The sequence below is a fragment of the Virgibacillus pantothenticus genome (assembly GCF_018075365.1).
In the GTDB taxonomy this organism is placed as follows: Bacteria; Bacillota; Bacilli; order Bacillales; family Amphibacillaceae; genus Virgibacillus; species Virgibacillus pantothenticus.
Genome location: NZ_CP073011.1, coordinates 531,633 through 546,836, shown reverse-complemented (window position 1 = coordinate 546,836; position 15,204 = coordinate 531,633). Strand labels below are relative to the sequence as shown.

The window sequence follows — 15,204 nt, the reverse complement described above, 5'->3', positions numbered from 1 at the left end:
GGCAAGCACCCGTTTTTAGTCGGCCTTCCTCTTAGCGACGAACCGATGAGGCCTTATCGTAAGGCGCACTTCTAAAGTCGCATCGTTCTGGGCGATAGATCCGGGCGTGACCATTCGGTTATTTCGTTATCCACAAGCACCTAATTTTAGCCTATACAATAAAAAAATGTATTCAGAGTTAGGGTTCTTTCCCCTCAGGATACACCTTTTTAAACCTAAAAATACGTATGATAAGGTGAATCTTCAATCAGTAGGGGGTTTTCATTCATACCCCACTACTGATTGTTAGTACCGTAACGCTATGACCTAAATACCTCTTCCGAAATAGGAGATTTAGATGCTGCTATCTTCCACTTAGACTTGTTGCGCAGTACAGATTACCCAACTCCTGAAGTGGGAATCTTACAGCATCTTATATACGGGATAAATGAGTATAAAACAAGGTTAAGCTAGTTGTAGTTTTAAAAAAAATATTTTCACCTATACTTTTCTTGCCCTTGAAAAGCTCGTCATTAATCATTTTCCCGCAATGCTTATCAAGAAAAAGGAAATCAACATGTCCCCTATTTTCTCTGAGCTAATACAGTCTGTATAAGTAGCGGAAATGGGGAAACCTCCACCTGCCTAAGTTGGAATAAAAGCATCCCCATTCTACAGATAGGTTGGAGATGGATATTCTGGCTAGTCTACTGGCCAATAGAGTATATTATACTAAAGTAAACTTCATTCAATAGGAGGTTTCTTCACCTATTGAGTGTTGGTTCACTGGGCATATTTAGGTGCTGTATTTTCCTGTTAAACTTCTTTTGTAGTGGTTTTAAATTCTAAACAGGGAATCTCTAATGGCACATTACGTGCGAAGTGAAATAATTATTAGGTCTAAATAAGTGGGTGATACAGTTGATAAACACAGATTTATTTTTATTAATTGAGAGTTCCAGATTGAAATTTACAGTAGTAGATGAACAAATTGCCGCTTATTTCTTAGAAGGAAACCCTCCTCTCAAGCAATCATCTATTGCACATAAAATAAATGTCTCTACTGCTTCTATAACAAGATTTTGCCAGAAAATTGGCTTTGAAAACTATAAGGAATTTATCTTCGCTTATCGAAATACTTTAGAAGAGCTTACCATCGATAAAAACAATGTTACTCATAACCTTAAGTTCCGGTATAAGGAGCTTATTAATAACATCGATGAAAATTTAGATATTCAAGATATTCAAACCGTTTGTGAATATATTTATAGGCATAAAATCATCCATGTTTATGGATTAGGGTTAAGCGCAATCGCGGGAGCAGACTTTAAATTTCGTTTCACAAGAATTGGAAAGTTTGTCGAAGTTGTCCAAGACCATAATTCGATTGAAATGGTATCCTCCCTGCTAAATGAGGATAATTTAGTCATTTGCTTGTCATTACGCGCTAGAAATCAATATGTGTTAGACTCGCTGCGCCAGCTTCAGCAGCAAGGAACATCTATTATCATGATTACTTCAAACCAATCGCCAGAAATTAGAAAGCTAGCAAATGTTACTTTACTGACCTCCAGTTTAAAAAACACGAATGAAGTTGGCCAAATCTCTGTACAGATTCCGCTTCTTATTATAATTGATATGATTTATTCCCAGTATATTAGCATGTACAGAGAAAATATAAGCAAATGGATCCACACAGAACATGCTTATTTACAAGGTCATAATATGTAATGCAAGCGACTGTAAAGTGAATCTTCACTCAGTGGAGGTTTTCATTCATCGCCGACTGATAGTTAGTACCGTAATAGTAGGACCTAAAGTCCTCTTTTGAAATAGGGATTTAGGTGCTGTTATCCCCCACCGAGACTTGTTGCTGTACAGATTATCCAACTCCTGAAGTGAGAGACTTACAGCACCTTATATATGGGATAAGAAAAACCTAAATTATCAAGAAAAGCTATCATTCATAAAGGAAAATTTTAAATAGTAGCTGTAAAACAAATATAGTTATAGACAGTGAAAGTTATAAGCTGTTTTTAACTAATCCCAAAATTCGGGGGAATGCTTTGCATCTTTTTCATCAGTACCAATTCTTTGCTGATTAAGCATTATGAAGCAAGCGGCTAATAAACCCACAGAGCCAATATTTTAATAGCTTAAAGAAAAGGGGGTATACAATGACACAGTATCTCGCATTTGATTTTGGAGGCACATTTATAAAATACGCGTTAGTAGATGAAGAGGCAAACATTTCTTTTGAAAATAAGATCCCTACTCCCAAAAGTTTACAAGACTTGATGAATTTTATCCAACAAACTGTCCACCAAATAAAGCTAAAAGAAGTCATTCAGGGACTAGCGATTAGTTGTCCAGGAACAATTACAGCTACTGGAGATGTACAAGGTACCAGCGCCATCCCATATTTACACGACCTTGCCTTAAAGGAAACACTTCAAGAGGCAACCGGCGAACAGGTTGCAATAGAAAACGATGCCAATTGTGCAGCTCTTGCTGAACTATGGAAGGGCGGTGCGGCCGGCCTTCAAGATGTATTAGTCATTGTCATAGGCACAGGTATTGGCGGTGCCGTTATTTCAAACGGTGCACTATATCGAGGTGCCCATCTGTATGGTGGAGAGTTCGGCTATTCTATTTTGTATGCAGACCCAGAAACAAAGGATATCAACCATTGGAGTCACATGGGTTCTACTTCTGCAATAATAAGAAAAGTAGCTAAACAAAAAGGAGTACCAGCAAATCAGCTTTCTGGTGAACAAATTTTTGCAATGGCTGAAGATGGAGATGCGATATGCCAGCAGGCTATTGACGAATTTTATTTCATACTAGCTACAGGCATATATAATTTACAACACATCTATGACCCAGAAATCATTTTAATTGGTGGTGGAATCAGTACACGACCTGATTTTATGTCTACATTATCTACCAACATACATGAGATCCAACAAATGATGAAAATAGGTAACCCGCACGGAAAAGTAGCCACTTGTACTTTTTTACAACGGGCAAATCTTATTGGTGCAACATATCATTTTATTCAAACCAATCACTAAAGAGAAGGTGGTAACTATGTCACAATACAGATTTCCAAACGACTTTTGGTGGGGAAGTGCCGCTTCGGCTACCCAAACAGAAGGTGCTGCAGCAATTGGAGGAAAGGGTAAAAACATTTGGGATTATTGGTACGAGCAAGAACCGAATCGCTTTTTCCAGCAAATAGGTCCAGCTAAAGCATCCCGTTTTTATGAAAAGTATAAAGAAGACATCGCATTAATGAAACAATTAGGGCATAATTCCTTTCGCTTATCCATTTCCTGGTCGCGACTCATCCCTAATGGCACTGGAAACGTCAACCAAGAAGCTGTAGCATTTTATCATCAAGTACTGGATGAGCTTCATAAAATGGGAATCGAACCGTTTGTAAATCTATATCATTTCGATATGCCACTAGCATTACAACAAATAGGTGGCTGGGAAAACCGAGAAGTTGTCGATGCTTTCCAGGCGTATGCACGTGCTTGTTTTCAATTATTTGGTCCAAAAGTCAGCAAATGGTTCACGCAAAACGAACCAATTGTACCTGTGGAAGCAGGTTATCTATACGATATGCACTATCCCAATATCATAGATTTTAAACGAGCTGTCCAAGTAGGATATCACTCTATTCTGGCTAGCGCTAAAGCGATTCAAGCCTATAAAGAAGAAAGACAACAAGGGAAAATAGGTATTATCTTAAATGTTACACCGTCCTATCCAAGAAGTAACCATCCCGCCGACGTAAAAGCTGGAAAGATTGCGGATTTACTATTCAACCGCTCTTTTTTAGATGTTTCTGTTAAAGGTTATTTTCCTGAAGAACTAGTGCTATTACTTGATGAACACGATCTTTTACCATCTACAAGAGCAGAAGATGAAGCAACCTTCTCGCATAATACGATAGATCTATTAGGGGTAAATTATTATCAGCCCCGTCGAGTAAAAGCAAAAGAAAGTGTCCCTCATCCAGATGCACCTTTCATGCCAGAGCATTTTTTTGACGCCTATGAAATGCCTGGAAGAAAAATGAATCCATACCGTGGATGGGAAATATATGAAAAAGGAATCTATGATATTTTAATGAATTTGAAAAACAACTATGGCAATATCGAATGCTTTATCTCTGAAAATGGAATGGGAGTCGAGAACGAGGATCGATTTAAAGACGAATCCGGGGTTATTCAAGATGATTATCGAATTACCTTTTACAAAGATCACTTAAAATGGGTGCACAAGGCTTTAGCAGAAGGCGTAAATGTAAAAGGTTATCACGTCTGGACGTTTATGGATAACTGGTCCTGGATGAATGCATATAAAAATAGATATGGATTAGTAGCCGTTGATTTAAATAATAACGCAAAACGTTCTATTAAGAAAAGTGGCTGGTGGTTTCGAGATGTTGCTACTTGCCAAGGATTTTCCGATGAATAAACAATATCAACTTTCACTTCAGCCGTGAGGATCTCCTCACGGCTTACTTCATTGAAATATACCAAAAGATAAAGTGAATGTTCAATCAGTGGAGGTTCCTTCATCTCCCACGGATTGTTAGTACCATAATAGTATGACCTAAAGGCCTCTAAACGAATCGTGCATTTAGGTGCTGTTATCTCCCACTGTTGTAGTATGGATTCGCCAATTCTTGAGTTAGGAGTCTTACTGCACCTTATATGCGGGATAAATAATTGCAATTCAACAGTAAATGGCTACTTACAGATTATTAATTCACCCCTAGCCTGCAACGTTTTAATCCTCCGCTGCTTTACTTTGGGATTATAATGATGCGAATTACCTTTAGTCGGCCTTCCTCTTAGCAACGAACCGTTGAGGCCTTATGTAGGGAGTGCATTTCTAAAGTCGCACCATTGCTGGGCTCATGCGCCGGACGCACAACCACCTCATTTTATACTTTTGTATGAAAAAAATGCTATTTTACCATTATAAAAGTTATTTATTTTAGGTAGAATTTCAATAATCTAAACATTATATAGCAAAATTTATCATCATAGATGGTGGCTCGCGCTCTAGGCGAGCCATGGTGGTTTCTTAGCTTTGAACAAATCTAGTGAAACTATCGTTTTCCTAACCCTACTATGCATTGAATGTTACAATACAACTAGATGCATCTATTAGTTATAAAGTCAATAGGTTAACCTTCTAGTATAATTGTGAAATATCGAGCAATAATAAGGAAATAAACATTTCTATCACTGATAACTAACTTTTTTCGGTTTTTTTGTCGATTTTTGAGCTTTTTTGTTGAATCAATTTTCCAATATGCTATATTAAAAATGTAAGTGGAAATATTTAGCAGATTTCAAAACTTTTCTGCCAATTACAAAAATATAATTCTTTAAGGGGATAGGAAAATGACGAAACAGAGCCAATTTTCAATGCCGTCTATTAATCTATTTGGCCAAGGGAGTATTCAAGAAACTGGTTCACGCTTAAAAGATGTAAATGCCAAGAAAGCGCTTTTAGTGACAGATGATGGTCTATTTAAATTAGGAATTGCAGACAAAATTGCTAGTATTATTAAAGCAGCTGGATTGGAAGTAGAAATTTATCCAAAAGCAGAGCCAAACCCTACTGACAAAAACGTTGCTGATGGTGTGGAAGCTTTTAAAGCAGCAAATTGCGATTCCCTCGTATCTCTTGGAGGTGGATCTTCTCATGATGCTGCAAAAGGAATTGGGCTAGTTGTATCAAACGGAGGAACGATTCACGATTATGAAGGGGTAGATAAGTCTGAAAATCCGTTAGTACCTTTAATTGCCATTAACACAACTGCTGGAACAGCAAGTGAAATGACGAAGTTTACGATTATTACAGACGTAAAACGTCATGTAAAAATGGCAATTATTGATAAGCACGTTACGCCATTAGTATCGATCAACGACCCAGAATTAATGGTTGGACTACCGCCAGCTCTAACTGCTGCTACTGGATTAGATGCTTTAACGCATGCTGTTGAAGCATATGTATCAACTGCAGCAACGCCAATGACAGATTCAGCTGCTGAAAAAGTTTTTGAACTTATTCCTGAATATTTACCACGTGCATTCGCAAACGGACAAGATATGGAAGCACGTGAAAAAATGGTTTATGCTCAATTCTTAGCTGGAATGGCATTCAACAATGCTTCTCTAGGATACGTTCATGCAATTGCTCACCAAATGGGTGGATTCTATAACTTGCCACACGGCGTATGTAACGCGATTCTTTTACCACATGTATGCCGTTACAACCTAGTAGGTCGTGAAGATCGCTTTGCTAAGATGGCAGCATATTTAGGTGAGAGTGTAGAAGGCTTGAGCACACGTGAAGCAGCTGAAAAGGCAATTGCTGCTATCGAACGCCTTGCTAAAGATTTAAACATTCCAACAGGCTTTAAAGAGCTTGGAGCAAAAGAAGAAGACATTCCTACGCTTGCAGAAAACGCAATGAAGGATGCTACTGCTGCAACAAACCCTAGAAAGCCAAAGGTGGAAGAAGTTCAAGCAATCATTCGCCAAGCAATGTAAATCTTTCTGTGTATAGAATAAATACCACCCGTGCGCACGGGTGGTTTTCTCTGCGGCTGGCCTCTGTTATTGACCAACCCCTAAAGGATGACTGAACAGTTCGCCACATGTACTACTTCTACTGTCCAGACCTTAAACTTACTCACTTAAGTCGTTTCCTCTTTATTTCTTCACCTGTAAATGGATCAATATATTACATCATGCTTCATTGTTCTGCGACTACAACATCTTGGATCTCGTATATATTCTTCTATCTTTTCCTTAATCCACATAAAATCCTGTACACCAAAATTCTCTATTCTCGTATCGATATTTTAAATTGGCATGACGATCAAATATCATCAAGCTGATTTTCCCCTTTAGATAGTCCACGAAAGAGGACACGTCCATTTCGGGAAAGTATACCAACTAACATGTGTATGTGATCTTTACATGCCGTAGATTCTATTATTTCTACACTTTCCTCTATTCGGTTACTTCGTTATCCCAAAGCACCTATCTTATCTTACAAAAAAAGCGACTTCAAATTCAGAAATTAAATTTTAATCGCCTTTTTTATACTAGTCCTTTAAAAAAAGTCATTAGATTTTCAGTGATCTCGCCTCCATGAGAAGGGTTTTGAGCACGCTACTAGTGCAGTGCTCATGTATCTATTAATCTGTGTTCCTTGAACTTCTTATCCTTATTACCTCCTTTTGAACACGCAGTTAACTGATTTTATCTTGCAATTGAATCTCATGTTTTACATTTAATTTCCCTGACCAACTCAAATATGTCCAGATCCGCATTATCTTTTCAAATGGACCAGACCGAAATCTTTTTATATAATAAAAGCTTAACACCATTTGTATAGCAAAAACTACAATTGATAATCCAACGCCTGTAATTACGCCGAGTTTACCAAATAACCCTAGACCATACCCGTAAAATATACTTACACATACGATCGTTTGTAATAAATAGTTACTTAACGAAAGCTTACCAACTGCTTCAAACCCTTTCACCACTATATCATGCGATTTACGGTGAAACAGTAGAGAGAATGCAAAAATATATCCAAAGGCAAGCACTGGCCCTCCTAAACTAAAACATAAACTGGTCATTCCCTCTCCATCGATTATTAGTGATAATGACTTTAGCACTATACCACTCAAGATAAACAAAATCGCTAACCTTCTCCAACGCTTTTGGTATCTATCCAGATTTATGAACCATCTTCGGTTAGCGGCATACATACCAAACAAAAACATAGGTAGCAATAGGAAAGGTGTAATCAGTAAGGTTGCTGCTAGTTCCTCTTCAGTAAACATTTCAAAGAGAGGATCTTCACTGCTAAATGCTAAAATATCCGCATAGCTACCATTTTGATAAACCGTTTTTGACTTTGCTATATAATCTTCCATAGCCGAGGTGTCTTCTGTAGATAGGTCTACTTCTTTACCCCCATAACTTAAAAATGTAGTTATAAATAATAGAGCTATTGCCCAGATTAGAATGGTTTTCGTTCTTCGCTTTAGAAATAGGAGCAGGATAAATCCTATAATCCCATAGATCAATAAAATATCCCCTTCCCATAAATAGGCACCATGAAAATAACCTATAATCGAAAGCAGGAGAAAACGCCTTGCTAAATAACGCTTAACAGGCAAATGCTTCTCTTCTAATTTCTCTTTCATCTTCATCATGCCGTAACCAAACAAGAAAGCAAAAATTGGCATAAAACTAGTCTCTATAAATATTTCAATTAAATGATGCGTGATATCATCAAACTTTGAAACAGAAAAGTACTCTAATTCATCCTTTCCATACATTCCATATTGAAAAATTAACATATTCGCGATTAATATGCCTAGTAAACTAAAACCACGTAATTGATCGACAACTGTTATTCTTTTTTTATTCATCTGCCTTCCTCCACATTGTGAATATAACTATTTAATATCATACAATCCCATTCTTACGAAGATAATTAATACATATTACAATACGAGAAACACATCTATAATTAAGTAAGGTTTTCGTAATGTTTCTATGGTAATATAAAGCGGGAGGCAGGTGTAATATAATGGAAAATCTAACTATTTTATTAGTCGACGATGAACTATCCATTGTACAAATGTTAAAAAAAATATTACTTAAAGAGGGGTATTCTAACATTAAAACAGCATACAATGCTGAACAGACCTTGCAACAAATTGATCACTATAATTTTGATTTCATTGTTCTTGACGTGATGCTTCCAGATGGGAACGGATTCGATCTAGCACCTAAGATCCGCGAAAAATCAAATGCTTATATCTTATATTTAACTGCGAAAACAACTGATCTTGATATTTTAACAGGCTTTGCTATGGGTGCGGATGATTATGTAACAAAACCATTCAACCCGCTTGAAATTGTGGCACGTATTAAAGCAGTACAAAGACGGCTAACCAACTCTACGGACCAGCATCCATCTAAACTCAAACCATTTATTCACGATTTTGGTCATTTTCAAGTTAATGAAATAACAAAAGAGCTGAAAGTTAATGGACAAGTAATCTATTGCCCTGCTTTAGTCTTTCGCCTGCTAGTGTTTTTATGTCGCCATCCAAATCAAGTTTTTACAAAGTCTGAATTACTTGAGGCGGTTTGGGGATTAGACCAATTTGTAGATGATAACACGGTAGTTGTTCATATTAGACGAGTACGAGAAAAGATTGAACCAAATCCCAGCCAGCCTAGGTACTTAATTACCGTTAGAGGCTTAGGATATAAATTAATTACGGAGCGTAACGTATGAATTCAATTAAACGAAGAATTGCTATTCATTTCCTACTCCAATTTATTTTTATGATTTTGTTAGTTACAGCTATTATACTTCTTATCTTATTCTTATGGATAAAACAATTAATAAATTACGAAATTAATAGCAATTATCCGAACGGTATGTTGGATGCGATTGTAGCGGAAACAGCCGTTGATGACGACTATACTGTTATTCCCGAAGAATGGGTCAAAAAAATAACCGAAAAAAATATGTGGTTACAAATTATTAATAAAACCGGTACAGTTATCCATGAAGAAAATACTCCTAAAGATTTACCGAATCAGTATTCATTGAAAGAAATAATAAACTTAGATCAACAGAAGTCATTAGGCGAGTATCAAATCACTACTTTAGTTGATTCTTTTTATTATAATGATCCATATTACTTTGTTCTTGGTTATCAAGATGAAATTCAACACCTGTTAACGGAATGGAAAAAACTAGCTAATGAAAATGGCAGTCTTAAAGAAGAACATATTCCTAAATTACAAGAGGAGGTAGGAGCCTTAGGTGGATATTTAGACATTGTTAAGTCAAATGGCGATGTTAGCAGACGAATTGGCGAAAGCGACAAGCCAAAGAAATATGATAATTTACAAATTACAGCACAGTTAGCTGAGCCTAGTCACTATGGAACATCCATTCATGTAACAGAAGTAGGAGATAACCTTTGGGTGTTGCATTCCACATTAGATGAATATCAAGGAGATGGCTCAATAGTTCAGCGAGCTATTTTTGCCTTAGTCTGTGTTAGTATTACACTATTACTCATTATCATTTGTCTATCCATATGGCATGGGATTCGTTATGGACAGCCTTTACTATTATTTATCAGTTGGTTGGAAAGAATGAAAAACGGCCAATTTGAAAAAGTATTTACAGAGAAAGAAAAACGAAAATTATTTACTAAAAAAAACCAAATAAAAAGAAGATTTCGCCTCTATAGAGAAGTCATTGACGAAATTTATGATATGGCAGATCAGTTTTCCTCTCTTGAGAAAGAACGTGCTCAACTAGAGAGAAAACGTGACGAATGGATGGCTGGCGTCTCTCATGATTTACGAACACCACTTTCAACTATACAAGGCTATGCGCATTTGTTGGAAAGTGCACAATACCGATGGAATGATACAGAACTTCAAGAAATTGGCGAGGTGCTCCGTGTCAAGAGTGACTACATGCTTGAACTTGTAAAAGATTTCACCTTTATTTCTAGATTAAAAGAGCAAAAAGTAGAGGATTCCTTTGCAAGGATTGATATAAAAGCACTCCTAACAACTTGTCAATATAAATATAAAGAATATAGCAATATTCATATTTCTTTACCCAACCAATCATTGCTCATAAAAGGAAAAGAACAATGGTTAGAACGTTTACTTGATAACTTGATTATTAATGCAGAAAAACACAATCCTTCAGAAACTCAAATTACTGTTACTGCAACATTGCAACTACCATATGCTGTTATTATAGTAGAAGATAATGGCATAGGAATGGATGATGAAACGAAACAAAATCTATTCACTCGCTACTATCGTGGAACATCTAGTGCAGAACAAACAGATGGAAGTGGATTAGGTATGAGTATTGCAAAAGCTATTGTCGAAGCGCATAATGGATTCATTGATGTTTCATCCCAACTTCAAAAAGGAACAACCATTAAGGTGAAAATCCCTTTAAACAGAATATAATTTAATTATTTCCATGACTCCTAGGGCAACCAGATGTTTGTCTAATTGTCCCAGGAGTTATCTACTCAAATAGGCATAACATTAGCATGTAAGTTTAGTATCAATTTCCAATTTCAAGCACAGCTTTTGCTTTTGACCCATGTCCTAACGTTCTTCATTGGAATCTGTTAGCAAATTAACTCAATGCTCAATACTGTTCTTCTTACCACTAAAGAGGATCAAGAGCCCCTTTTCACCTCGTTTCTCAGCATTAGCTTCCGTTTATGATTGAAATCTATTGTCTCGATCAAATGTTAGAAAATGTAAATAAAGTCTACAATTATTATGAATATTACGATCACATCCCCAATAGCTCGATTACGCGTTTCGTCAAGTTCGGTACGATCTCAAAAGAATACGTCATTTCAACCCGTTCCAAACTCTTATGCGCGTCCATGCCGTATGGTCCAATATTAATCACTGGTACATTTAATTCTCGAATATCTTCATAAGACACCTTGTGCTTTGTTCCCCATCCAGGATTATTATCTATCACAGCTTGAATATCTTCTTTCGAATCACGGATAGCTAGAAAGCTCATATCGGAAATATGTGGAAAAAAATGTCGCGACGCTATAGGGTGCGGATAGTTTGGCTGCACTTCTATTACAGCCTGTTCCATAGCGGTTAAAAGCGCCGCCTCTTTTTCATTCTCTTCCGATAAGTCAACTCTTGGCGAATACAAAGAAGAGTAAAATAAAATAATAGCAGGTGCTTTATCTTTCATCCATTTCCAGGCTTCTTCTACTACATACACTGAAAATAGCCGCGTATCTAGGTCCTCTTGTTGGAGGAGAAAATTTTTAAATGCTTGCATATGCTGTATAAACGCCTCGCCATGCTCTTCTATTAATAACTCCTGCATTTCATTGTAAGTAAGTACTCTAGGTTGCCACCCGAGAGTAGAAACTGCTTCTCCTCTTTTCTCCCCATATTGCTGAAAACGTTGCTCTAATTTAGTAACTGCACGTTCAAAAGCGATATAGGCCTCTGTCTTCAATTTCTCCAATACCTCTTTTGGCGACCAGGAATGTGTAAAAAAATTATAGTACACATAAGCAGCTAGAGCCGTTTGTGTTGTATAAGTCGGTTTGAGATCAGATTGTTTAAGGGTTACCGGTGGCGGTGTCACTTCTCCGTATGCTTCATCACATAGTTCTGGATTATAATTGATTTGACTGGTTAGCTCGGAAACAATAAAATTAGGATCCAATCCTTCAAAGCAAGATCCTACATGCGTTTCTGCCCCGGTGATAAGAAATGTTGGGAGTAATTTTCCAACTGTACCTTTGTATATATAGCGATTCTCGTCACCTGCAAATGCAGGAGACACAAAATCAGCATTGATAGCAGCTGCATAGTCAAAGCCTTGTTTCGTTTGCAACTCTTTTAATATCGCTAACGCTGACAAAACGCCATGTGAGCTATCTTCCTCATCGCAAGCCGCTAAAAACACAAGATTGCCATCCAACTCTTCTGGATGATTTGCGTAATACTTCAATAAATATAAATGACTGGCAAGCCCACTCTTCATATCCAAAACGCCTCGACCAAACAACCAATCCTCTGAATCCAAATGTGCTTTTACAGACGGTGGTAATGGTTCATGCTGAAGCCGTGTCATCAATGCTTCTGGAGAGCACGCTTCATTTTGCAAATGCTGAAAATCAAATGTGTCCACCGTATCCAAATGTCCCATGAGTATAACCGTTCTATTGCTCTGTCCTTTTGTCCCTTTAATAAATGCAAGAACATTGTACCTCTCCATATGATCATTTGCGGTTGGCTGTAAAATAACTTGGTCTGTATGCTCTCTAAAATAATGATAACTGGAAATAATGGAATAGAGCGACGATGCCAGCGTCTTTTCCCCATCCGTATTTACTACACTCTCTATTTGTACGAATTGCTTTGTCAAATGCAATATTTCCTCTCTGCAATCTAACATGCTATTCCTGCCTCCCTTATACTGTTTTACAAAAAATCGTACTATTATGATAACAGATTTTTTTCTGATTTTCAGTACTTGCTACAGTAACTTTTACCAGAGGGATAAAAACCTTCCGCGTATAGTGCCGGCTCTGGTCCAAATTGGCATAGAAAGTTCCCTTTCGTTGATTACTCACTATATCCAATCTTCCTTCTAATCTTCATTTGAATATTTCGTTTGTTTTTGTTATTATTTAAAAATTAACAACTTTCTTTTTATACTCACCCTAAGAATTAAATGTATGAAGGGAGCAAACGTATGCAAGAAATACTGCAATCTATCACAGAGTTTCTTTGGGGGCTTCCTCTCCTTATTGTTATTCTCTTTACCGGACTGTACTTTACAATTGGCAGCAAATTTTTTCAATTTATTTATTTACCTCACATTCTAAAGAAAACATTGCTTAGCATTTTCAAAAGAAAAAGTTCCGATGATAACACATCCTCTAAAGGAATTATTTCTTCATTTGAAGCAGTAAGTACAGCCATTGGTGGCTCTGTCGGTGTTGCAAATATTGGCGGGGCATCTACAGCAATTGCTGTTGGAGGTCCAGGGGCTATGTTCTGGCTTTGGGTTTGTGCCTTGCTTGGCATGATTATTAAAACAGTTGAAGTAACCCTGTCTGTACATTACCGCAGTACGGACGAAAACGGCGATCCATATGGTGGACCAACCTATTATATGGAAAAAGGGCTCGGGGAAGAGAGGAAATTTCGTTATTGGATGATACCTGCAGTTCTGTTTGGTTGTGGTATTTTCGGAACCTTCTTTTTCACCCTGCAAAACTACACCATCTCTGAAGCAGTAAGCTCTACATTTGACATAGGCATGATTCCCGTCTCGTTAACGCTTATGCTCGTTACTTATTACGTCATTTATGGTGGTTTAAGACATATCGGAAAGTTTGCAGCAAAGCTGGTTCCCTTCATGGTCCTATTTTATGTTCTATCTGGACTATATATTATTTTGAGCCACTTCACTGAGATTGGTAATGTGTTTTCTATTATATTCCAAGGCGCTTTTGGAGGAACAGCAGCAGTTGGCGGATTTACTGGCGCAGCAGTGACCCAAGCTATTAGCATGGGAATGGCCCGATCCGTCTACAGTAACGAAGCAGGCTGGGGGACTTCTCCTATGGTTCACTCAACCGCCAAAGTAAACCATCCAGTAAAACAAGGGCTCTGGGGTGCTTTTGAAGTATTTATTGATACGATCGTTGTTTGCTCTGTTACTGCTTTTGTTATTATTATTACTGGAAAATGGTCTTCTGGCATGTCCGGTGCGGAATTAACGTTAACCGCATTTGAAATGGGAATCGGTGATACGGGAAGAATCATTATTACCATTTCCATCTTTCTATTTGGGTTAACGACACTGACAGGATGGTTTGTGTATTACGAGGTATTGCTCCGCCATTTATTGCGAAACAAAGATCAAACCTTTAAGAAACGTATATTAACCTTTTACAACCGGTTCTATCCGATACCAGGCACTGCATTAGTTATTTATGCTGTAAGTTATGGTCTAACGGGGCAAACCGTCTGGTACTTTGCCGATATCGCTTCAGCCATTCCTACATTCATTAATGTCGTGGCTATTTTGTTATTAAGTAAAAAGTTCTTTAGCTTGCTCCAAGATTATAAGGCAAGATATTTAGGCATTGGGCAAATTGATCCAACTGTACACCTATTTTATGAGGATACGCAGTCAAAAGCAGAACAAAAAATGAATGTTTTGTAAATGTTATGCAACAAATACGATCACATAGTGTATTTGTTGCGAGTTCTTTGGTAGGATAAATTTATAAAGAAAACCTTCGTTCAGTAGGATTTTTCTTTCAACTCCTACTGATGGTTAGCTCCAGAAGGGTATGACTTAAAAGTTTCTGAACAAATTGGGCTATAAGTGCCACTTTCTCGTAATTATACCTTTTATATCAACTCCATGCTCCTCAAAAAGCGGGAGACTTCCGAGACCTTACATTTCAAATAGACAGATATTTTTTCTTTTTTCTCTGTACTTCCCTTTTTATCATTGTCATTGAATATCATTTTCATTTGTTTTTTAATAAAATCATTTCATTTGCGCTTTATTTTTAAAAAACCTACAATAACC

Annotated in this window: 9 protein-coding genes and 1 pseudogene; 7 read left to right on the top strand and 3 right to left on the bottom strand. The window is 37.2% G+C overall.

Translation table 11 applies throughout. From position 1 onward, the window contains the following. Positions 1-891: 891 nt before the first annotated feature. The 4 genes from KBP50_RS02595 to KBP50_RS02580 all read left to right on the top strand — a co-directional run bounded on the left by KBP50_RS02595 (position 892) and on the right by KBP50_RS02580 (position 6,560). Positions 892-1,710, top strand: coding sequence for a MurR/RpiR family transcriptional regulator (locus KBP50_RS02595; RefSeq protein WP_082240836.1), 819 nt, complete (start codon positions 892-894; stop codon positions 1,708-1,710). Positions 1,711-2,156: 446 nt separating this feature from the next. Further along, a complete protein-coding gene (locus KBP50_RS02590; RefSeq protein WP_050349847.1) occupies positions 2,157-3,053 on the top strand; it encodes an ROK family protein in 897 nt (298 codons plus the stop codon). A 7-nt stretch (positions 3,054-3,060) separates the two neighbouring features. Then, positions 3,061-4,467, top strand: coding sequence for a glycoside hydrolase family 1 protein (locus KBP50_RS02585; RefSeq protein WP_373314139.1), 1,407 nt, complete (start codon positions 3,061-3,063; stop codon positions 4,465-4,467). 938 nt (positions 4,468-5,405) lie between these two features. Beyond that, complete coding sequence (locus KBP50_RS02580; RefSeq protein ID WP_050349845.1) at positions 5,406-6,560, top strand: iron-containing alcohol dehydrogenase; 1,155 nt, start codon at positions 5,406-5,408, stop codon at positions 6,558-6,560. Between the two features lie 142 nt (positions 6,561-6,702). On the opposite strand, the pseudogene tnpA reads toward KBP50_RS02580, so the two are convergent. Together tnpA and KBP50_RS02570 are read right to left on the bottom strand one after the other, a co-directional pair. Beyond that, positions 6,703-7,023: pseudogene (gene tnpA, locus KBP50_RS21995) on the bottom strand (IS200/IS605 family transposase); the annotation flags it as partial. Positions 7,024-7,267: 244 nt separating this feature from the next. Then, a complete protein-coding gene (locus KBP50_RS02570; RefSeq protein ID WP_050349844.1) occupies positions 7,268-8,464 on the bottom strand; it encodes a DUF418 domain-containing protein in 1,197 nt (398 codons plus the stop codon). Between the two features lie 161 nt (positions 8,465-8,625). Between KBP50_RS02570 and KBP50_RS02565 the strand changes: the two genes are divergently transcribed. Next, positions 8,626-9,342 carry a response regulator transcription factor gene (locus KBP50_RS02565; protein WP_050349843.1) on the top strand — a complete coding sequence of 239 codons (717 nt, stop codon included), beginning with the start codon at positions 8,626-8,628 and terminating at the stop codon, positions 9,340-9,342. Continuing rightward, the gene (locus KBP50_RS02560) at positions 9,339-11,060 is read left to right on the top strand and encodes a sensor histidine kinase (protein ID WP_050349842.1); all 1,722 of its coding nucleotides are present in this window, start codon (positions 9,339-9,341) and stop codon (positions 11,058-11,060) included. Before KBP50_RS02565 ends, KBP50_RS02560 begins: the two co-directional genes overlap by 4 nt. 337 nt (positions 11,061-11,397) lie before the next feature. Here KBP50_RS02560 and KBP50_RS02555 read toward each other — a convergent pair whose 3' ends face one another. Continuing rightward, positions 11,398-13,047 carry a M20/M25/M40 family metallo-hydrolase gene (locus tag KBP50_RS02555; protein WP_050349841.1) on the bottom strand — a complete coding sequence of 550 codons (1,650 nt, stop codon included), beginning with the start codon at positions 13,045-13,047 and terminating at the stop codon, positions 11,398-11,400. A 300-nt stretch (positions 13,048-13,347) separates the two neighbouring features. Here KBP50_RS02555 and KBP50_RS02550 point away from each other — a divergent pair, with 300 nt between their 5' ends. After that, positions 13,348-14,829 carry an alanine/glycine:cation symporter family protein gene (locus KBP50_RS02550; protein WP_050349840.1) on the top strand — a complete coding sequence of 494 codons (1,482 nt, stop codon included), beginning with the start codon at positions 13,348-13,350 and terminating at the stop codon, positions 14,827-14,829. Positions 14,830-15,204: the final 375 nt, after the last annotated feature.